Annotated in this window: 15 protein-coding genes and 1 pseudogene; 11 read left to right on the forward strand and 5 right to left on the reverse strand. The window is 58.6% G+C overall.

Going from position 1 to position 20,356, the window contains the following annotated elements; all coding sequences use genetic code 11:
• The first annotated feature begins 1 nt into the window (after position 1).
• The 7 genes from ACR2R1_RS21235 to ACR2R1_RS21265 all read left to right on the forward strand — a co-directional run bounded on the left by ACR2R1_RS21235 (position 2) and on the right by ACR2R1_RS21265 (position 13,337).
• The gene (locus ACR2R1_RS21235; protein ID WP_434111814.1) at positions 2-991 is read left to right on the forward strand and encodes a biotin--[acetyl-CoA-carboxylase] ligase; all 990 of its coding nucleotides are present in this window, start codon (positions 2-4) and stop codon (positions 989-991) included.
• Between the two features lie 13 nt (positions 992-1,004).
• Positions 1,005-1,748, forward strand: coding sequence for a type III pantothenate kinase (locus ACR2R1_RS21240; RefSeq protein ID WP_168183761.1), 744 nt, complete (start codon positions 1,005-1,007; stop codon positions 1,746-1,748).
• Positions 1,745-2,533 carry a hypothetical protein gene (locus tag ACR2R1_RS21245; protein ID WP_434111816.1) on the forward strand — a complete coding sequence of 263 codons (789 nt, stop codon included), beginning with the start codon at positions 1,745-1,747 and terminating at the stop codon, positions 2,531-2,533. The genes ACR2R1_RS21240 and ACR2R1_RS21245 overlap by 4 nt, the downstream gene beginning before the upstream one ends.
• 901 nt (positions 2,534-3,434) lie before the next feature.
• Positions 3,435-3,920 carry a hypothetical protein gene (locus tag ACR2R1_RS21250; RefSeq protein WP_434111818.1) on the forward strand — a complete coding sequence of 162 codons (486 nt, stop codon included), beginning with the start codon at positions 3,435-3,437 and terminating at the stop codon, positions 3,918-3,920.
• A gap of 118 nt (positions 3,921-4,038) precedes the next feature.
• Positions 4,039-5,739, forward strand: coding sequence for a putative Ig domain-containing protein (locus ACR2R1_RS21255; RefSeq protein WP_434111820.1), 1,701 nt, complete (start codon positions 4,039-4,041; stop codon positions 5,737-5,739).
• Between the two features lie 82 nt (positions 5,740-5,821).
• Positions 5,822-13,099, forward strand: a complete 7,278-nt coding sequence (locus ACR2R1_RS21260) for an RHS repeat-associated core domain-containing protein (protein WP_434111822.1) — start codon at positions 5,822-5,824, stop codon at positions 13,097-13,099.
• A 7-nt stretch (positions 13,100-13,106) separates the two neighbouring features.
• Positions 13,107-13,337, forward strand: a complete 231-nt coding sequence (locus ACR2R1_RS21265) for an Imm32 family immunity protein (RefSeq protein ID WP_434111824.1) — start codon at positions 13,107-13,109, stop codon at positions 13,335-13,337.
• Positions 13,338-13,371: 34 nt separating this feature from the next.
• Here the strand turns inward: ACR2R1_RS21265 and ACR2R1_RS21270 are convergent.
• A pseudogene (locus tag ACR2R1_RS21270) lies at positions 13,372-13,494 on the reverse strand (IS110 family transposase); the annotation flags it as partial.
• Positions 13,495-14,153: 659 nt separating this feature from the next.
• Between ACR2R1_RS21270 and ACR2R1_RS21275 the strand changes: the two are divergent.
• The 4 genes from ACR2R1_RS21275 to ACR2R1_RS21290 all read left to right on the forward strand — a co-directional run bounded on the left by ACR2R1_RS21275 (position 14,154) and on the right by ACR2R1_RS21290 (position 16,429).
• Complete coding sequence (locus tag ACR2R1_RS21275; RefSeq protein ID WP_434111826.1) at positions 14,154-14,495, forward strand: ribonuclease domain-containing protein; 342 nt, start codon at positions 14,154-14,156, stop codon at positions 14,493-14,495.
• An 11-nt stretch (positions 14,496-14,506) separates the two neighbouring features.
• Positions 14,507-14,944, forward strand: a complete 438-nt coding sequence (locus ACR2R1_RS21280; protein WP_434111828.1) for a barstar family protein — start codon at positions 14,507-14,509, stop codon at positions 14,942-14,944.
• A gap of 427 nt (positions 14,945-15,371) precedes the next feature.
• Positions 15,372-15,734: a hypothetical protein gene (locus tag ACR2R1_RS21285; protein WP_434111829.1), complete on the forward strand. Its 363-nt coding sequence runs from the start codon at positions 15,372-15,374 to the stop codon at positions 15,732-15,734.
• Positions 15,735-16,078: 344 nt separating this feature from the next.
• Positions 16,079-16,429 (forward strand): hypothetical protein, encoded by a 351-nt coding sequence (locus ACR2R1_RS21290; RefSeq protein ID WP_434111831.1) that lies wholly within the window; start codon positions 16,079-16,081, stop codon positions 16,427-16,429.
• A 586-nt stretch (positions 16,430-17,015) separates the two neighbouring features.
• Here the strand turns inward: ACR2R1_RS21290 and ACR2R1_RS21295 are convergent.
• The 4 genes from ACR2R1_RS21295 to ACR2R1_RS21310 form a co-directional block, all read right to left on the reverse strand.
• A complete protein-coding gene (locus tag ACR2R1_RS21295; RefSeq protein WP_434111833.1) occupies positions 17,016-18,065 on the reverse strand; it encodes a COX15/CtaA family protein in 1,050 nt (349 codons plus the stop codon).
• Between the two features lie 239 nt (positions 18,066-18,304).
• Complete coding sequence (locus ACR2R1_RS21300; RefSeq protein WP_434111835.1) at positions 18,305-18,700, reverse strand: hypothetical protein; 396 nt, start codon at positions 18,698-18,700, stop codon at positions 18,305-18,307.
• A 67-nt stretch (positions 18,701-18,767) separates the two neighbouring features.
• Positions 18,768-19,337, reverse strand: coding sequence for a CDP-alcohol phosphatidyltransferase family protein (locus tag ACR2R1_RS21305; RefSeq protein ID WP_077728061.1), 570 nt, complete (start codon positions 19,335-19,337; stop codon positions 18,768-18,770).
• Complete coding sequence (locus ACR2R1_RS21310; protein WP_346425830.1) at positions 19,334-20,335, reverse strand: DUF2066 domain-containing protein; 1,002 nt, start codon at positions 20,333-20,335, stop codon at positions 19,334-19,336. The genes ACR2R1_RS21305 and ACR2R1_RS21310 overlap by 4 nt, the downstream gene beginning before the upstream one ends.
• Between the last annotated feature and the right edge of the window lie 21 nt (positions 20,336-20,356).

Consider the following 20,356-nt stretch of genomic DNA (forward strand, 5'->3'; position numbering starts at 1 on the left):
CATGCAGTACGATGCGCTGACTAAGACCCTGCTTCATTTGCTGTCCGATAATGGCTTTCACTCCGGAACGGAACTGGCGAGTCGCCTCGGTATCAGCAGAACGGCAGTCTGGAAAGCCGTTCGTGCTCTGCAATACCGTGGGATTGAAATCGCTGCCTTGCCGGGCAAAGGCTACCGGGTGACCCAGCCCGTTGAATTGCTCAGCGAAACAGTCATCCAATCCTCGTTGAGTCCGAGCGCCGGCCGGCTGCTCGGCGGTCTCGACATCTGCGACGAGATCGATTCGACAAATACGCATTTGATGCGCCTCGCTGCGAAAGGTGCTCCCTCGGGGGCGGTATGCCTCGCGGAAACGCAGACGGCCGGCAAGGGACGAATAGGTCGTTCCTGGCTTTCGCCCTTGGGAGCAAATATTTATCTGTCGGTCTTGTGGCGTTTCGACGATCACTCCCTCGTGGCAGGCCTTAGCCTGGCTGTCGGGGTGGCCGTGATTCGGGCCCTGGACCGTATGGGGATCATTGGGGTCGGACTCAAGTGGCCGAACGACATCTTGTGGGAAGATCGCAAATTGGGGGGGATCTTGCTGGAGGTCGCCGGGGAAGCCCATGGCGGATGCGCCGTGATCGTGGGCTTGGGGCTGAACCGCTACATTCCCCCCGTCGTGGGGCGCGGGATAGATCAGGCGTGGGTCGATCTTGCCACGGTGGCCGGCGCATCGGCTCCCTCGAGAAACCGCCTGGCCGCCTCGATTCTGAGCGAGCTTTTGCCTTTGCTGAACGATTATCGGCACACCGGACTTGGGCCCTATCTTGCTGAATGGCGTCGCTATCATCATCTGACCGGGCGCGAGGTGGTCGTCCGTCAGGGCGATGCGGAAACCGCCGGCACAGTTGCGGATGTTACCGGAGAAGGGTTGCTGGTCGTGGTGTGCAAGGACGGGAAACGCCGCGAGTTCGCATCCGGTGATGTGCGGCTCCGGATCGCCGGCTGAGCCGGAGACTGTCATGCGGCTTCTGGTCGACATCGGCAACAGCCGAGTGAAATGGGGAATCGCGCAAGACAATCGGATTGTTTCGGGCGAATCTTTCCCTTCGGCTGGCGAATCGCTAGAAGAGTCATTCGACCGCCACTGGCTGACTCTGCCCATACAGCGCCGCATATATATCTGTAACGTTGTCGGCGGCGAGGCGGAACACATCGCAACGGCCTGGACGCAAAGACGCTGGGGAGTTTCGCCAAACTTCGTCAAACCGGCCGATCGAGGCTACGGTGTGGTGAACGGTTACGAAAAGCCGGAAAAGCTAGGGGTCGACCGTTGGGTGAGTCTGATTGCCGTGCGGGAGTTCAGCAAGGGGCCGGTCTGTGTCGCCGACTGTGGTACCGCGTTGACCTTCGACGTACTTGATGCGCAAGGCCGGCATCTCGGCGGCCTCATCGCGCCCGGCTTGGCGATGATGAAACGGGCGTTGGCGCTGGAAACGAAGGGCATCGGAGAAATCGACTGCGGCGATCCCGAGGTTTTAGGGCGGAGCACAGCCGCAGCCGTAGAAGGCGGAGTATTAGCCGCTTGCGCGGGACTGATCGAGAGATCGGTCGGAAAAGCGGAGAAAGAATTGGGGCATGTACCCGATTTGGTCATTACCGGCGGCGATGCGGATAGGATTGCCGACAAACTCGACGGCCCGTGTAAGGTTGTTCCGGATCTGATTTTGCGGGGATTGCTCCGCATCGCGAGAAGCGTTTCATGAAGTATGCTTTTTATAGTCTGATTCTGGCGAACGTCGTATTTTTCCTGTGGGAAAGCAGCATACTCGGGCGGGGAGTCAGTAGTGCGTCGTCCTATCAGGAATTGCGGCTCCCCCATGCCGTGGAACAAATAGCTTTGCTCAGCGAGCGCACTGGGTCGCCCGAAAAAGCCCCTGACCTGGTTTTGGCCGAGGTGTCCACGACCGAGGCTAAGCCGGAACAGATCAAGGGGGCGACACCGGCTGTCGAATCGGAGCCGGTCCAGAAATCGGAAGTACCTACCGAAACGCCGCCCATGTTGTCGACACGGGCCGTGGAATCGGGCTGTTTTCAGTGGGGCCCGATTACGGACGAGACGCGGGCGCGCGAAGTCTTGAATCTGGTTAAGCCTGAGTCCGATCAGGCTAGCCTTATCAAAAAACCTTCGGATCTGACCGACGGTTGGTGGGTGCTGTTTCCCAAGGCTCACGATCTGGATACCGCCAAGGCGAACCGGAAGATGCTGCTCGAGAAAGGAGTAACCGACCTTTGGCTGTTCGACAAGGGCGCTTTGCAAGGCGCGATATCCCTTGGTCTTTTTAAAACCAGAAACCGAGCCGAGCAGGCTCAGAAGACATTCACGGAACAGGGCATCATTACCGAGGTAGTGCCCCGCCAGGTGCGAAATGAGGCTTATTGGGTTCGGATTCCATGGACTCGTCCAGCATCGGACCTGGACGACATTTTGAAGTCCGCGGATGCGAAGGGCGCAGCGGGGTTATCCCCGGCTCTCATTCCCTGTGATTGATCGGCCGCTATCCTCGATAAATCCGCTGGAGGCAGTGCCGAAGGTCGATAATCCTTCCCCGACGGATGTGTTTCATTTCTGGAAAGGCGTAGGTCGGCAATCCTTTGCCGACGCCTGAGATGTGGCTCGTTTCTCGACAGCTTACATAAGGCAGCGATCTCGTAAGCGGATTCGCCGACCACATCAACGAGTGCCTTGAGCATTTTTCACCACAGTTTAGCGGTGTGGATCTGAAAGCCGTTGCGCATGCCCTTTCTTACGCCCTCGTGTCCCCCCTCTCTGGCTAGCCCGTTTTCCGAATCGGTGTAAGGGATTCGGATATGTAGGTCGGCAATCCCTTGCCGACGTATCGGCTCGGCGAAGGGCTTTGTCGGCAAGGGATTGCCGACCTACGTTCTCCCCTCCTGGCACGAATCCGTACACCGGGATGGAAAACGCTCTAAACCCGTAATGGCGTGAGCACTTCAATTATTCACACCTCAACATCCGTCCGCTAAGGCTTACATATTTTTCAGCTTTGGCTGACTTGTCACGCTTGAGTTACAGCCGTCAAACTTGCGCGCAAGTACGAGAGCCGCTGGGGGCTTGATCGAGCCTTTATTCGGATTTCAGACGAAAACAAAAACCCGACTCTGAGGCAGACTGTTCGGGTGCGCCATAGGCATCGTCCGGAATGGCCATGATGACACCGCGTCGCCCCCTCCTATTCGCCGGTTAAGCCCTTGGCTAAGGTCGTTCGTTTTTCGCCAACTGATGTGCGCGCTGTAGGCGGGCGGATGTTCGAGATTTGATAGCCCATGTTCTGGGCTTCGGGGCGTTTGCTGGATTTAGGCTGACACGATCTACACATGAGCGCTCGATGCAGAGCGAAGTGGAATAGCCTTCGTTTCCCGGATTTTCTATGGTTGCGAAAACGGGGCAGGGGGCGACTTCAATTTTTAAGAACCAGGAGCAAGCCATGCAGCGAACAATTGTGCCACGCGTAACAAAAACGCCGTTTCGATCGGGTTTATACAGCGTTCTGGCCGTTGTGCTGTCGATTCCCGTATCCGGGTGGGCGGCCGGATGGACGCAAGAGTTTGGGAAAGTCATGGGAACACACTCTACTGTGGGTGCCTTCTATGTCTGGTTGGATCCACTGGCCGCCGATAACGTCAACAACTGTCCAGCCTATATTGGTCCGATTGTAAGTGGATGGGTCGGACAGAACTTGGCGGTTTTTAGCATGCTTTATCCGACGACTGGGACACCCAGCGAAGCGCAGAAAGTGATGATCTCCCAGCTCTCGCTAGCGGCGGCAACGGGGAAGCGCATCAAGATTTACTCGTCCTCTTGCAATAGCGGCACCCATAACAATGTTGATGCCATTTGGGTTAACTCAAATTAGCTGACGTTATAAGAACGTGGTGACCACATTGAAAGAGCCTCGTGCGCAGAGCGCGCGCGGTCTGACCAGCCAAACTGCAAAGAACGATAGGGGAAGGCAGGGGGGATAAGCATTGGACATGAATAAGCGACCACGACCGATCTTGACAATCGCCTGTCCAGCGGTGTTCGCGATAGTAATACATCACCCGGCCTTCGCCGATCCGGATCTCGACCGCGCCGAAGCCATCGGCTGGTTGATCCAGCACCAGAACGGCGACGGCAGTTGGGGGCAGGGCGGGGCCCAGGTGGCCGCTACGGCGGAAGCCTTGGCCGCCTTGAAGAATTCTGGCGCCGACAAGGGATTCCATTACGCCCGCGCACTGGCCTGGCTGTCGAATCAAAAGGCCGACAGCGTCGATTCTCTGGCCCGCAAGGTGATCGCCCTCGAAAACGCCGGCATCGACACCCCTGAATTGGGTCTGACCGCCGCCTTGTTGGCGCTCCGTAACGGCGATGGGATTTGGGGCGCCTATAGCGGGTACGACGGCGGATTCCCCGATTCCGGGCTGGCAATGGAAGCTTTACGCTCAGCCGGCGTCACGGCGCCCACCGCCGCTTATTTCGATCTGACCACCTCGGGACAACCGGCCGGGGACAGCGGCTGGTCGTACTGGGGTGGCTCCCTGGGCGTGAACAAGACGCCCGCGATCCTCCCGACGGCGGCGAACGTGGTGGCGCTCAGCCATTTCTATCAGGACGGTCAAACCAGTGTGGGCTCGCAGGTATCGCGCGCCGCCAACTGGCTGCTCGCCAAAAAGCAAGTCGACGGGAGCTTTGCGGATCATAGCGCCGACACCGGCGTGGAGCGGTCCACCGCCACCGCTTATCTGGCCTTGCAGGCGGCTGCGGCCGCCGGACTCGCGCCGGCCGGTACCGATACCGCTTTGGCGCAAGCCGCCGCCTTCCTGCAAAATCGGCAAGCGGCCGACGGCAGTTGGAACGGGGACGCCTACGAAACGGGACTCGCCTTGCGGACCTTTCCGCCGACCGTGATGGCCGACAGCGACGGCGACGGCATTCCCGATGCGGTCGAACCCTTGGTGGGCACCGACCCCAATCAGGCCGACGGCTGGAAGCTGCTGCCGCAAAACGGCCTGACCGCAACGCCCAATCCCACTAAGCTGCGCGGCAACCCGATTGCGACGGAAGCGCTCGCCGAGGCCGCTTTTTCCTATCCGCTGTCGGCGGCCGGCGGCACGCCCGGCTACACCTGGTCGCTTGGCGGCGGGCATCTGCCGCCCGGCATCGCGGTGAGCGCCGCTGCGCCTTGGTCTCTTTCCGGGACGCCCGCGGCGGCCGGTTCCTATCCCTTCGTGTTGAACCTCAGGGACAGCCAAGGTATTTCCGTGGCGGTGCCGGGCTACTTGCGCGTGATCGCCCAGAACGACACGACAACGGACACGGACGGCGACGGTGTCCCGAGCTTTTTCGAGCTGCGCGACGGCCTGAATCCGCTTGCCGCCGATACGGACCTCGACGGCACCCCCGACAGCATCGAATGGACCAATTATCCCGCGTATTGGGATACGGATCAGGACGGCATGCCCAACGTCTGGGAATTGGCCCATGCGCTGAACCCCTATGATCCGAGCGACGCCGCGCTCGATCCCGACAACGACGCGCTCTCGAATGTCGGGGAATTCACCCACGGCAGCGATCCCGACGTGGCCGACAGCGATCACGATAATCTGGCCGACGGTGCTGAAGTTCAAATCGGGCGTAACCCGGTCGTCAACGAGCCGGCCGTGATCAGCATCATTTCCACGCTGCTGCTATAGCCGGCGGGGCGAACACCCCCGATCAGGGGGCGCCCCGCTCGCCGGCGGCTGTGTACGGATGCGTTCTTGGAGACCATAACAAATGCAAAATAAAGCGCCGTGGGGGACGTTTCGACTCTCGATCATCGCCATCTTGGTCGTTGTAATGATTGCGGCTTTGACCTGGTTTGCCGGTGGTGAAAAATCCGTCGATTCCGAAACGTCGGCATCGAATGCCGAATCGATAAAGGCCAAGCCACCGAAGCAATACTCGCCGCGCACCGGCGCGGCGATGCCGGATTTCGATTCTGCCGCGGAGACTATTTCGGCTGCTTACATTGGGGACGGTGAGCCCGGCGATACCGAAAACTGGTCGAAAGGCATCGCGAGTGAAAACAGCGATACCCAACGGTTGCTTACCGAACTCGCGCAAGCCCCAAGCGATAGGGAGCCAGAGTTAAGGACGGAGTTGGAGCATAAACGAGACGGCTTCCGTGCCTACCGTTCTGAAATCGAAGGCTGGCTGGCCGGCCGAGGCTTGGAAAATTCGGGGCTCGCGGAACAGGTACGCGAGCGCTTCGATCGGCTGGATCGCGCTCTGGACGCCGCACTCGGTGCCCAGACCGCCGGCGAACGGCATCAGGCCTTGGCGACCCTGCAAGGCCTCCTGCAGCAACTCCAAGCGCCGCCGGTTGAGGTGCAGACCCAGCCCCAGCCGACCTTCACCCAGCAGGAGCCGACAAAACTCACGACCGACGATATCCCGAACGCCCCTCCGCCTGCCTATGCCGCACCGATAGGAAATGCCGGGGCTCGTGTCGAACCTTCGGGCCATTCGAAGAAGCTGGCCGAGTCCGTCGACAAGCTGATGGATGCGTTAGGGATAGGCACGGCTCAAGCCGCCCCGCCTTCGGCCGCGGCGCCCGAAGCGGTGGCTTGCGGCTATCAGGCGGCGGATCTCGGCAACGCCCTGCCGGAAATCAATCTGAACGATCCGGACGTGTTGGCCCTCGCCGAGAAATTGCAGTATTCGCCGGTCAAGATTTACGAATACGTCAAGAACCAGATCGAATTCCAGCCTTACTTCGGCTCATTGAAAGGTGCTTCCGCGACCTTGGTGAGCGGCTCCGGCAACGCCACCGATCAAGCTTCGCTGTTGATTGCTCTGCTGCGCATCGCCAAGATTCCGGCCCGGTATGTCTACGGCGAAGTTGCGTTCCAATACAGCGATCCGCGTATGCTGGACTGGTTGGGCGTAAAGGCTGTGAATGGAGCTTGGTCCAGGTTGGGTGTTGGGCAGATACCAAAGGAACTGCTGCCGTCCGGCCGGATTAGCTTTTCCCACGTATGGATCGAAGCCTGCGTGCCCTATGGCAATTACCGCGGCTCGCGCAACGACAATAGCGGGTTCCATTGGATTCCGCTGGATCCGAGCTTCAAGGAGATGACCTACACGAACGGCACGACCGTTGCCGATATTCCAGGCTTCAGCTTCGACTACAACGCGTATTTGAGCAAGCGCACGACCGTCATGCCTCAGGAAGCGCTGAAGGATCAGATGGAAGCGGCGCTGGGGACATCGCTCGTGCACGGCGGCGGATATCGGGGCGCCATCCTGCAACGGAACATCGACGTGTTGCCCAGCACGCTGCCTTACGACGTCCTGAATTTTAAGGATTGGGGGAGCGGCCAGTCCGAAACCGCGGTGTTGCCGGATACCCACCGCTACTTTGCCCAGTTCACGGTGCTGAATCAATCCGGCACTGCCTTGGCGCCAACACTCAATCGGCCGATGGCCGAACTCGCTTCGAGCCGATTGACCCTGTCCTTCGTGCAAACCAACGCATCGAATACCGCCGCGGGCAACGTCGCGGCCTGGCAGTTCGGAACGGCGATGGAGGTGCCTTGTGCGACTACCTCCAATTATCAGCAGACCTTGGTCCAGCCGGTTTTCAGGCGGGACGGCGTGGATATTACGCCCGCCGGAACCCGCACGGCTGTGGGTTTCTGCACCCGCAGCAACCAACTGACAATACGTCTTTCGCTCAATAACGTCACGATCAATCAGGTTCAATACTGGAACATCGGAGCGTACAACTACCATGCGCTTCAGGTCTACGCCTTTCATGCGTCCGACGACCTGATCGAAGCGCGCTCGGCGAAGCTACTCGACGCCGTCGAAACCACTGCGAATCCCAACACTCGGATGGACGACACGCTCGGCGAATACCTCCACATTGCCGGGCTGAAATATATGGACTACATCACCGAGGCGGGAAAAACCGTGGGACGGCTCTACGGCGAGACCGGCGACAGCGGCAATCACATCGGGCTCACGTCCACGGCGATGAAGGTGGAGTACGTGTTCGACCTGCCCTTTGCAGTCTCGCGCAAAGGACTCCTGGTCGATGTGCCGGGCGGCAGCCTCCGCTCTCGGAACATCGTCACCGGTGCCGCGAATTACAACAATTACTTGTTGGCGGGTTATTCCGCTTCTGCCTACGAATCGTACATTTGGCAGGAACAGGCCCACGTGGACGCCGTCAGCACCATCCGCGGCCTGCAGTTCGCCAATGATACCGGCCTGCCCGTAGTGGCCCTGACGGGCAGTGCGGATGTCGATACCCAATTGAATATCGGCTGCGCGACTTCGCCGATCAACCTGAACTATTCAACTGCTGTCAAAAACAGCTTAAAGAATCTGTTTGCGCAAGGCTATTTCAAAATCACCCTACCACGGTGCCTGATCAATTACGACGGCTGGGCCGGCGCCGTGTGGGTGGCGGAAAAGGCCACTCTGGACGGTAATCAAAATCTGCAATCGGCTAGTACCAGCTACACGATTTCCGGCGATTACACCACGGCCCAAGGCGGTTATTCCCTAGCAAGGCCGATTAGCAATTACTTTGATCAAGCGTTGGGCACCGGCTTTCGATCGGTCTTTACGCCCACGATTGCGACGTCCCTGACAGTAGGCCCAGTCCCTAACAGCAACATCAAAATCGACACCCCGCATTTCGGACCGGGCAGCAATACGGGCTATGTAGCCGGAAAAACAAACGTTGGCGGCGATCCCGTCAACCTGGTCTCCGGCAATCTCTACCATCCGGAGCGGGACTTGGCCATCCGGGGGCGAGGGGGACTCGACATCGTATTCGAGCGCACCTATAACTCGAACGTCCGCAAGGACGGCCCCTTGGGTTTCGGCTGGACGCACAGCTTCAACCATCAGCTGCAGTTCTTCGATGAGAATGCGAACGGGACTGTCGACACGGTGATTTGGGTCGACGGCTCGGGCTCGGCGAGCCGTTTAAGCGTCGCAGGCACGGCCAGCGGCGTGCCGTTGAATGCGACCTTAACGCCTCAAACGGGTCTCCGCGTCACCGCGAAACGGGAAGCCAACGGCGAATACAGCCTGAAGGAAAAATCCGGGCTGGTGTTCTATTTCCAGAACATCCCCGGTACGGCCGGCCAGACGGCGAAACTGGTTCGCGTGGTCGACCGCAACAACAATGCCTTGAGTTTCGGCTATAGCGGCGCGAATCTCTCCACCGTCGTCGACGGGATCGGGCGCACGCTTCGGTTCTGGTACGACAACGGCGGGAGCCATATTACCCGCATCACCGACTGGGCAGGGCGCACCTTCCGCTACACCTATGACGGCCGCGGCGATCTCGTCAAATTCGAAAGCCCGGAGGTCGTCGCGGGGCGTCGCGGTAGTTCGACGGCCTACACCTATTACACCGCCGCCGATGGCACCAATCTCGATCATGCCCTGAAGACCTACACGCGGCCGAACGGCAACGGCATGAGCTTCGAGTATTACGCCAACGGCAAGACCTTCCGGCATACCGACAGCCAGGGACATACCTACACCTTCCGGTACAACAAATTCCGCCGGGAAACGACCACCGTCGACGAGCGCGGAGTGAGCCAGACCTATCTTTTCAACGAATGGGGGCAACAGCTCCAGCACCAGCAAGGGGACGGCTCGCGGCTGGTCTACGAGTACCAGGATACGGCCAACCCCCTCAACGAGACGAAGCGGCGCGATGCGCTCGGCAATACGATCCGGTACGCCTACGATGCGTCGGGCAACGTGACCACGATGACCCTGCCCGACGGCAGCACCGTAACCTACGAAGGCTACAACGCCTTCCACCTGCCGACCAAGACCAAGAACGCCAACGGCCATTACACGCTGTACCGCTACGACGCCCGCGGCAACCGCACGGAGGTCATCGCCTTGAAAGCGGGCGTGAATACCGATACCCCCACGCCCGCGCAAATCGCCGCGTGGACGATCCATACCTACGACGGGGCGGGCAACCTCACGCGCACGAAGCGCGTGCGGGATTTCACCACCCAGGAAGGTCCCTACGTCGAGTTCGGATACGACGCCTCGGCGCTCAACCCCACATCGATCAAGCGCTGCGGCTTGCAGCAACTGGGTGAAGCCACGTTAGCCGACCGATGCACCAACGCGAGCCAAGCCTTCGATGCCTTGGGGCGTCCGACCGTCGCCGTGGACGCGCGGTTCTACCCGGCCGAGACGCGTTACAACGACGACGGCCAGATCACACGCGCGACCGATGCCCTCCGGCAATGGCGCGACTTCGCCTACGACAATAACGGCAACCCGATCGGCGCCAGCCTGATCGCCTTCGACGGCAACGGCGTCTACGGGCTTCTCCAGCAGGACGTCGTGGAATACGATGCCCTCGATCGGCCCGTGGTCCGCCGCAATACCGCCGGGCACGCGACCCAGTTCACCTACGACGAAGTCGGCAACGTCCTCAAGATCACCAACCCGGACGGCTACAGCGTCCGGTTCGAATACGACGCCCTCAACCGGCCGACCCGGGCCTTCGACCAACAGGGGAACGCGGTCGTCACCGAGTACGACATCGGCGGACGGCCCATCCGGGTGACCGATCCCAACGGTCTCGTCACCCAGTACGCCTATTACGACCAGACCCAGAACGGGCGGCTGAAGCGGCTGACCGGCCCCGACGGGCGTTATACCGACTACTTCTACGACCAAAACGGCAACGTTACCCGGACCGTGGACAACGGCGGGCGCGAGACTCTGACCGAGTACGACGTGCTCAACCGGCCGGTCAAGACGATCGGTCTCGTGCACGACGCCCTCGGCCTGACCGCTATCCGCCAGGTCACGGAAACCCAGTACACAGCCTTGGGCGATGTGCAAAAAATCCGGGCCGGCTATCGCACGGCCACCGGCAGCGAAACTCTGACGGACCAGGCGACCTACGGCTACGACGACTTCGGCCGGGTGATCGAAGCTACCGACGCCAACGGCCACACCACCCGCTGGACCTACGATGCCTACGGCAACCCCATCCGTCGCGTGTCCCCCAACGGCCATGTGGTCGAATGGGAATACGATCATACCCGCAATGGGTTGTTGATCCGGCGGACCGCCAAGCTTTCCGACACCGATCCCGCGCCGCATATCACCCAGTACACCTACGATGCCCTGGGCCAGGTACTGACCGCAGAAACGCCGGAGGTCACCTACCAGTACACCTACGACACCGCCCATCGCCTCGCCACGGTGACCGACAGCCGCGGTCCCAAGACCCTGACCTACCGCCATAGCCCCGGCGGACTCCTCGACAGTCTCGAAGATAGCGAAGGCCACCGCCGCGATTTCCTCTACGATGCGGTCGGGCGCTTGAGTGCCGTGCAGGCGCCGGAGGGCGAGCGGGTCAACTTCGTGTTCGACGGCGGCGGACGGCTTTTGGAAACCACCATGGCCAACGGCTACGGCACCCTCTACCGCTACACCCCCGAGGGTTACCTCGGGGAACTCGTCAACCGGGCGGCGGGCGGCACCGAGGTCAGCCATCATACCTACCAGTACGACCCCCTCGGCCGGCGCACCGGCCACCTCGAAGCCATCGCCGGGGCGGAGACCGATTACACCTACCAGTACGATGCCCTTGACCGGCTGCGGGAAGTGCGGACGAACGCGGGCGCGACCTTGGCCGAAGCCTACGCCTACGATGCGTACGGCAACCGGCGCGAGCGGATAGCCCCGGATGGCAGCGTCCAGCGCTACGTCTACGACGCCGCCCAACAGCTCCGGGAAATCCGGAGCGGCTCCGACACCGGCGCCATCCTGGCGAGCTACACCTATGACTTGACCGGCAATCTGATTCAGCGGAGCGGCGGAGGCACGACGCTCGACCTGGCCTACGACGCCCTGGAGCGGCTGGTGGCCGCGAGCGGCACCGGGATTGCGCCGGAAACCTACGCCTACGATCATCACGATCGGCGCATCGAGACCGCCGTGGACGGCACGCCCCGGCGCTCCGTCTATGCCAGGGCGGAAGTTTGGAGTGACTACGGCAACACCTGGACCCAGGCACAGGCCTTGTACACCTACGCGGGGCTCGATCGTCCGCTGATCCGGACCGGTGCTGGCGGCACGGCCTACTACCACGCCGACGCCCTCGGCTCGGTGGTGGCGGTGACCGATGCCGCCGGATCGATCACCGCCAGCGCCCGCTATGCCGCCTTCGGCCAAACCCTTTCTGGCGGGGCTCTCCCGCGCTACGGCTACGCGGGCCGCGAGCCCGACGCCACCGGGCTCATCTACTATCGGGCGCGGTATTACGACCCGACCCTCGGCCGTTTCACCCAGCGCGACCCGGCGGGCTTTGCCGACGGGCTGAACCCGTATGCGTATGTCGGGAACAATCCGGTGAGTTTTACCGATCCGTTGGGGTTGGCGAAGTTGGCCCCGATCGCGAGCTCGAATGTCTCGGGGTATCCGGGGAACGGGGGTGGAAATGCGGCACTGGTTGGGACGACCATCGCGGCTCAGTTGCCGAGATTAACGACGTCTCTACCGATCGTCGAAAATGCAATTACCCGATATGCAACGCCGATCCTACAAGCTGGCGCGAGAGCCCTTGCCACCGGTCCCGGAGCGGCACTGGTCGGCATGTTATTTCCGAGCAGCTTAGGGAACCCTGAAGAAAACTGGAGGCCGAGCGATGTGGGGTTCTTGCCCTTTACGTCGAATGCGAGGGGTTCGGTTTATACTGCGGAGGAGGTTGCAAACAAGGGACTTGGAGCGAATCCATTCAAAGGTAAATCATTTGAAGAAATCGACCAGCTGCTTACTGAACGAGGATTCAACAAAGTCGGTGTTGATCCGGCTTCCGGCAAAGGTTCATATTTTCATCCCGAGAGCGGCCGTAAGTATTACTTAGACAAAGGTGGTGAGTATAAGGAAGGAACGGAACTCCCACACGTCGATGTTCATCGTATGCGTGATGGCGTCAATCTGGAAAAAGAGGGTAAGCGTCGCTATCCACTCGGCGACAGTTTGATTCAACCGAAACCTTGAGGTGGTTATGCTGACTTTTGAGTTGGCCGACAATGGTGAGCGGCTTGAGGTGCATGGTGATCGGGAAGGGTTGCGGCGTCTTGCGGAAATTTTGACATCGTTGGCCGATGAAAAAAGACCGGATCACGCACACTTAATGACCGAAGACTGGGGCGGAAGCGGGCTAAGCAATGACATTCAAGGGCTGAATAATACGCTGCTCCATCATGTAAAGGTTTTTGTATGGCCAAAAACCTGATGTTGCAAAGCCCGCGTAGATACCGTTAATTCCGTCAAACCCCATGCAGGGCGGGATTGAATGGCTGACCGGAGCGGAGCACGCCGAGGGCCACGTGCAAGAGCTTGCGCATCATGGCGCCGATGATAACCATCGGCGGTTTGCCGGCGTTGGCCAAGCCCGCGTAGGGCGGAATAGCGTACTCGCGTATTCCGCCGCATGGGGAACGTTCCGTTCGGCGCATTACGCTAAAGCTAATGCGCCCTACGCGGGCTACGACGCCCTGGACCGGCTGGTGGCCGCGAGCGGCACCGGAATCGCGCCGGAAACCTACGCCTACGACCATCAGGACCGGCGCATCGAGACCGCCGTGGACGGCACGCCCCAGCGCTCCGTCTATGCCGGGCTGGAGATCTGGAGCGACTACGGGAGCACCTGGACCCCCCAGGCACAGGGCCGTAGGGCGGGTTAGCGTATTCGCGTAACCCGCCGTTCGAGTTGCGCCGCAAGCAAAAGGTGGGGTCAGCAAATGGACCGGGTCAGGCTTTTATTATTTGGTTTAGATTTCCTTAAGGGAAGTGATTTTGGGTACTGAAACCAAAGACGCCGAAGTCCGACAATAACAGCCTAACCCCGTCACAGCTTTTCTACGGCTTCGCTATACGTAAAAAGAATGGACCGGGTCAGGCTTTTGTTGTTTGGTTCAGATTGCCTTAAGAGAAGCCCGCGTAGGGTGGAATAGCGTACTCGCGTATTCCGCCGCGTGGGGAACGTTCCATTCGGCGCATTACGCTCAAGCTAATGCGCCCTACGCGGGCTGGCATCGTCGGAGCAATAATGAAGGGAGTGGCAAAGGGGACAGCCAGCGAATCGCGCTTCATTAACGGCGCGAAGGTAACCGACCGCGTAACGGGCAATGTTCTTGAGGGTACGGTCGATCTGAAACCGACACTCGACCGCATATCTGCTGGTAAGACCTTCCCTCATCGCAATGATGGTGCTGTGTTTGGCAACAAAGAGGGATTGCTGCCGCAACAGCCGGCGGGGTATTACAGGGAGTATGTCCATCCGACGCCCGGCGTGAATGGTCCAGGGCCTCAACGCATTGTGACTGGCCAAGGTGGTGAGATCTTCTACACGCCGGATCACTACAGGACGTTTATTCGTGTGAATCCATAGAGGGTATAGACATGGCCAACACCGAAATGACATTTGCATTCATAGAGTCGCCGGAGTCCCTGTGTGGGCAAGAGGACTATGTCCTGAGGATTCCGGCTGGGATTCGCTCCAAGGCCGATTTGCTCACTGCGTTCGCAGATGCTGGCCATTTTCCTGATTACTTCGGCGGCAACTGGGATGCGTTGCTCGACTGTTTGCGTGACTTCAGTTGGATAAACAATAGGAGGGTTGTGGTTGTGCATAGTGATCTTCCGCTATGTGACAACCCAGCAGAGTGCCGCATTTACCTGGATATACTCCAAACGGTGCTTGTTGACTGGTCAGAAAATGCCAAGGCGCCTACTGCGGAGTCTCCGCCAGAGTGGCCATACATTGACCACGAACTGAGAGTTATCTTCCCGCCTCAAGTTAGAGACGTAGTGGCGAGTCTTCTTACTTCAAAGGGTTGATCGGCGGGGTTGTCGAGCCCGCGTAGGGCGCAATAGGGTACTCCCGTATTGCGCCGCATGGGGAACGTTCCATTCGGCGCATTACGCTCAAGCTAATGCGCCCTACGCGAGCTATCGATGCAAGAAATACTCTGGAGCGGTTTGATATTGGTATTGATTCTGCCGAAAATGGCGTCTTTCTTCCAAATAGCTCGGTAGGGCGGGTTAGCGTACTCGCGTAACCCGCCGTTCGGGTCGCTCGGTAAACGGCGGGTTACGGCGCGCATCAATGTGTGAAAGGGTCAGGCTTTTTGTGTTTGCTTCAGATTTCCTTCAGGGAAGTGGCCTTGGGTACGGAAACCAAAGACGCCGAAGTCCAGCAATAACAGTCTGACCCCGTCACGGGCTTTTCTACGGCTTTGCTATACGTAAAAAGAAGACACCGACCATGAAAGCGCTTAACAAATGCTATAAAACAATATTCGTGTCGCTTTTGTTTCCGGTCTCTGCCATAGCGGGCGGGGGAAATGGAAATGTCGAGATTGAACACGTCGGCGGCTACGGAAACGGAAGACTCGTATATTTTTATACGACCAACCATCTAAATCCGCCGGCATGCAACACATATAAGCGACGGTGGGTAATGGATCTCGGAAATCCGGCAGGAAAGGAACAATACGCTCTTTTGTTGTCGGCGCAAGTCTCCGGAAAGCAGGTGACGGTTTACGGCACCAATCAGTGCGACCTCGCGGGGGACTCTGAAACGGTATATTGGGTGGGATATCCGGTGGATCATTCCACAAAACCGTAACACTGAAATGATCGAGAAAAAAGACAGATTTATTTTTCCCAATGCGGTTGCGGACGTCAGTCTATTCGTTGGTCAGCCCGCGTGGCTCGGGCGGGTTAGCGTGCTCGCGTAACCCGCCTTTTGGGGGGTATCCCCTACAAGCTCTGCCGCCACAGCCCTGGCGGGCTCCTCGACAACCTCGAAGACAGCGAAGGTCATTGCCGCGACTTCCGGTGTGACACGATCGGGCGTCTGAGCGCCGTCCAATAGCCGAGCGACTGCAGAAGAGCATAGTAGGATCAATTCTCGGTGGCATCGGGTAACTGGCGTTCCTACCGTAAGAGAGTAAGAAAGGGGAGGGAAAAATGAAGATACTCATAGCAATTGCGTTGTCATTGGTGGCCACATTGGCAATTGGCGGTTCCGAAACAGGAACAGTCAGATTCGAACATGGCCAGTACGCTTCCGGTCCTAATTCTGCCGGCTACACGTTTTTCTATCTTGATGACGGCACGAAGGTCGCGCCACCAGGCTGCGCAACTTTTGCCGGTGGCGAAAGGTGGGTAATTAATAACGATTGGCCCGCGGCAAAAATCCAGATGAGTGTTCTGTTGGCGGCAGCGGTTTCCGGTAAGAGAGTTACCATTTATGGCAGCAACAACTGCAGCGTTTGGGGCGACACCGAAACTGCGGCGAACATTTTCATCGTCGACTAAGATTTGGCTAAGAATAACTTACCGGAATCAGATCTCTTACAGAATGTCGCGATAGATCCAACTCGTGTCGGGTGCAATAGGATACTCTCGTATTACGCCACATAAGAGGCGTCCCGTTCGGCGCATTACGCGAAAGCTAGAGCATTTTCATACCTACTGTACGGGCACTCGCGAGTAGGTCGGGAATCCCTCCCAATCGCAAACGGCGTCTTCGGGAGCGCCGAAGCCGCCCTTCCCGACGCCACGTCCCGGCCGAGCGTCTTCGTCGGCAAAGGATTGCCGACCTACGAAAGCTTGAGTCGATCTACCCTGGCCGAAGGCGCCAACGACTCCTGCAGGCCTGTTTTGCCGTACGAGCGAGATGAAAACACTCTAAGGGGCTACTCGGTAAACGGCGGGTTACGGCGCATCGAATCCAAGCGTGCCCAGCAGGGGTTCCGTTGTGCGCGCCTAACCCGCCCTACAAACCCCGGGGTGAGGTACGAAACTAGACCTCGATCAAGCGTCGGCTGTGCCGGGTTTCCGCAACACTTCAACCCGACCTAGGCCAAGCTTGGCAGGCTAGGCGCTGCATAGTTTCTACAGGCTAATCGACGCGCGCTGCGGCCGTGACCCTCGGATTTTCCGAATACCGCAATGCGATAAACAGGAAAAACTGGGTTCCGAAGATCAGATTGGCCAGGACGAGGTGAATCGGCTGTACGAAAGCCGGAAATCCGAGGCGATCCAGTGTTACTCCGGTTCCGATGGCGGCTACCACCAAGGCGCCTAGGGCCAAGCCGAAACTTCGCAGCAAGTGTCCGCGTTCGAGGCGTCGTGCCAGATTCCAGACGAGCCAGAGATTTGTGAAGAGAATGACGGAGGAGAACGAGCGGTGAATGTAGAAAATGATCGGAAACTCCTCCCTCCAAAGGTGGCGCTCGGCTTGATCGAAGGTCGTGGCGATGACATCCACCGACTCCCGGATCTGGGTTCCCATGGTGATTTGCAGCAGCGTCATTCCCATCGCTACCGCCAAGACCGTTTTGAATCTTGGCGGTAGCGCGCCAGTATCGAGCCTCCGTATCGTGTCCTGCTGCGATCTCGCGATCGCGTAGATTAGGAGACACACGATCACGAAAGCGGTCACCATATGGGCGGTAATCATGACCGGCCGCAGATTGCTGGCGACGACCGCAGATCCCAGCCAACCCTGAAACCCGACCAATAAGAATACGGATAAGGCGAGTAAGAAGACCGCCCGGTCTCGTTTCAGATATGGAATTGAATAGAGCAAGGTCAGCAGAATAAGCACTCCGATACTCACGCCGATCAACCGATTGACGTATTCGGTCCAGGTCTTGAGCGGATTGAACTCGGTATCCGCATAGCCGCGCTCGGCGTAAATTTCGTGGTAATTCGGCGGCAGCTGGGATTCGTCGGTAGGCGGGATCCAGCGGCCGAAGCAGGTGGGCCAGTCGGGGCAGCCCATGCCGGCACCGGATGCCCGTACGATGCCGCCGACCAGGATCAGGAAATAAACGGCGGCGATCGTAATCAGGCCGATGCGGCGGAACCGTTTGGAAATCGCCGAGTCGGTCGCGTTCGAATGAAAAACGTTCTGGGGATTGAAGTCGGAAGAGACCGTATCGTTCATGACTGATATTTCGACAAGATTGGGACGTTACGTTTGTACGATGCCGGACGGCGAGCCGATACCGGCGTTCGGAGCGTTTTTCGCCGCAGTATAGTGGCGTGAATCGGGAACTCGGCACGCACACCCAGAATGCATGCGCAAACAAGCTTGTAGGTCGGCAATCCTTTGCCGACGACGATGTCGGGAAGGGATTCCCGACCTACGACAGCTTACGGCGCTACATCACATCGGAAGATGCTCTAGCGAGCCGGCATGACCGAAAAGGATTCCGAAATGCTGAAACTGCGGCTACGAGAACTTTCGGATAAATCCTGATAATACAACCGAATGCGATAGTTTCCGACCGGCAGTCGACCAATTCGATAGGTTCGGTAAAGCCTGGAGCCGGGGAGGGTGCTTTCCTCCGGTTGAAAGGTATAAAGGCACTGCCCGTAGTGGTTGACGACGATCTCGATTTCGTTTCCTTTCATCTGGGCATCGACACGGTCGTCGTTGCAACCGCGCCGCGGGTAATAAATCAGGATATCTTCGTTGGCGCGAGGACTATTGGGTTCGATAAAAAGGGTCTCGCCCTGCGCTGCGCCGGGTCCCCGGAAATATTCTTGGGCGACCGCCGGGAGAGGAAGAAGGCTCAACAAGAATGCCGGTATATGGCGGCGAACTCGGGATAACCGCGTCCATCGAAGCGTGGAAAAATGGCCGTTAGTCATTGCGCATGCCCAAAACTCGGGTTTCGCGGTAATAGCTGCTTCCCCAGACATATACGTACATTGCGCCGCTGACCAGGGTCGTCAAAAATACGATCGCGGTCAGGCCGGTGATGAGGCTGGCGGGCAACGACACGAAGCCATGGTGCAGGAGTATGATGAATACCAGAAAGAGCTGAAGCAATGTATTCACTTTGCTGATCAGGAGCGGTTGCCCTTCGAAGGGTCGCAGCAGGAAGTAATACAGCACTGCACCGGTGAATATCACCAGGTCGCGCAAGACCACGGTGGCCATGAGCCAAAACGGGAGCAATCCCATAAAGCTCAGCACGATATAAGACGACACCAGAAGCAGCTTGTCGGCCAAAGGGTCGATATAGGAGCCGAGACGGGATTGCCAGTGAAAATGTTTGGCTAGAAAACCGTCCAGAGCATCCGATACACCCGCAATCACGAACAGCGTCAGAGCCCAATCGAAGCGCTTTTCCAGCATCGAACTGATGACGGGATAGACGAGCAGAATTCGGCAAACCGAAATGATATTGGGTATATGACGTGCTTTCATTCGGCTAATCGGTAGGTTAACCCGGAAAACTGCCGGTCCTCGTTAGCGACGGGTCTCAACACCCGCCCTAAAGCTAGGGCCTCCTCCAACGACGCCCTGTCGCCGAGTACGTATAGCTTAAACAAGGCATGATCGGCGTCCACTCCCATCCACTCCAGCCTTTTGACCTGAGACAGCCGGCTCAGATAGGCGGTTGCGCGATCGGTCGCATCGAGAGACGACAGGCCGACGATTTTCAATTCCAGAGTCGTTTCCTGCGTGGTACGCGGAATGAACCGTTCGGCCAGGCGGGAGTAGACTCCGGATGTACCCGACCGGAGTGCTTCCTGGAGATCGGGAAAGTTTCCCTGCCAAGTCTCGTCGAGATTTTGAAGGTAAATTCGCCAAGCGGCATCCCAGGTGCCCTCCGGTCTATGCGACAAGCGTCCGGCGAGCACGGCATCGGTCTCGTATCGAGCGGACGCTTGCTTGACTCGCTCTCCGTTACCGGTTTCCAGGTCGTCGATGCTGAGACTCTGTTGGTCGGTCAAATCCCACAAAGGAACCGTCACGGGCAATCCGCTTTCCTCCGCTGCGGCACGTAGCGCGCGGTCGATCTCCGGCATTTGATCGGCCACGAAAATCGATTTTTCCGCATTATCCTCAATCGAAAGCCATACCAGCACTTCGGGTCGCTGTTCTCCCCAAGGACTGATGTTCGATTTACGCAAGGTGTCGTTAATGCGCGGCGAATCGAACTCCACGCGCAAATAGTCGAGCGGCGCATCGGTGTCCGACTTGGTTATGTACTCGTATTGCAGAACGAAATGGTCGGGTTTTTCCAGCATGGAGCGTACGGCCTTGGACTGCATGGCATCGGTCCTGACCAATCGCTTGAGGACTTGCTCAAGAGCTTTGCGGATGTCTTCGTTACGTGTCGATTCATCTTTGCTCTGTACGGCGACGTCCATTCGATACAATCCTTTTATTTCCGCGGCCATAAGGTTGGGACAAACCATTATGAGCCACAAACTGACTAG

This window comes from Methylocaldum sp. GT1TLB, from assembly GCF_051027445.1.
Lineage (GTDB): Bacteria > Pseudomonadota > Gammaproteobacteria > Methylococcales > Methylococcaceae > Methylocaldum.

Excerpts from the sequence above, each read along its gene's own strand:
- ACR2R1_RS21235 (WP_434111814.1), top strand. The coding sequence starts at position 2 with ATGCAGTACGATGCGCTGACTAAGACCCTGCTTCATTTGCTGTCCGAT.
- ACR2R1_RS21240 (WP_168183761.1), top strand. The coding sequence starts at position 1,005 with ATGCGGCTTCTGGTCGACATCGGCAACAGCCGAGTGAAATGGGGAATC.
- ACR2R1_RS21245 (WP_434111816.1), top strand. The coding sequence starts at position 1,745 with ATGAAGTATGCTTTTTATAGTCTGATTCTGGCGAACGTCGTATTTTTC.
- ACR2R1_RS21250 (WP_434111818.1), top strand. The coding sequence starts at position 3,435 with ATGGTTGCGAAAACGGGGCAGGGGGCGACTTCAATTTTTAAGAACCAG.
- ACR2R1_RS21255 (WP_434111820.1), top strand. The coding sequence starts at position 4,039 with ATGAATAAGCGACCACGACCGATCTTGACAATCGCCTGTCCAGCGGTG.
- ACR2R1_RS21260 (WP_434111822.1), top strand. The coding sequence starts at position 5,822 with ATGCAAAATAAAGCGCCGTGGGGGACGTTTCGACTCTCGATCATCGCC.
- ACR2R1_RS21265 (WP_434111824.1), top strand. The coding sequence starts at position 13,107 with ATGCTGACTTTTGAGTTGGCCGACAATGGTGAGCGGCTTGAGGTGCAT.
- ACR2R1_RS21275 (WP_434111826.1), top strand. The coding sequence starts at position 14,154 with ATGAAGGGAGTGGCAAAGGGGACAGCCAGCGAATCGCGCTTCATTAAC.
- ACR2R1_RS21280 (WP_434111828.1), top strand. The coding sequence starts at position 14,507 with ATGGCCAACACCGAAATGACATTTGCATTCATAGAGTCGCCGGAGTCC.
- ACR2R1_RS21285 (WP_434111829.1), top strand. The coding sequence starts at position 15,372 with ATGAAAGCGCTTAACAAATGCTATAAAACAATATTCGTGTCGCTTTTG.
- ACR2R1_RS21290 (WP_434111831.1), top strand. The coding sequence starts at position 16,079 with ATGAAGATACTCATAGCAATTGCGTTGTCATTGGTGGCCACATTGGCA.
- ACR2R1_RS21295 (WP_434111833.1), bottom strand. The coding sequence starts at position 18,065 with ATGAACGATACGGTCTCTTCCGACTTCAATCCCCAGAACGTTTTTCAT.
- ACR2R1_RS21305 (WP_077728061.1), bottom strand. The coding sequence starts at position 19,337 with ATGAAAGCACGTCATATACCCAATATCATTTCGGTTTGCCGAATTCTG.
- ACR2R1_RS21310 (WP_346425830.1), bottom strand. The coding sequence starts at position 20,335 with ATGGTTTGTCCCAACCTTATGGCCGCGGAAATAAAAGGATTGTATCGA.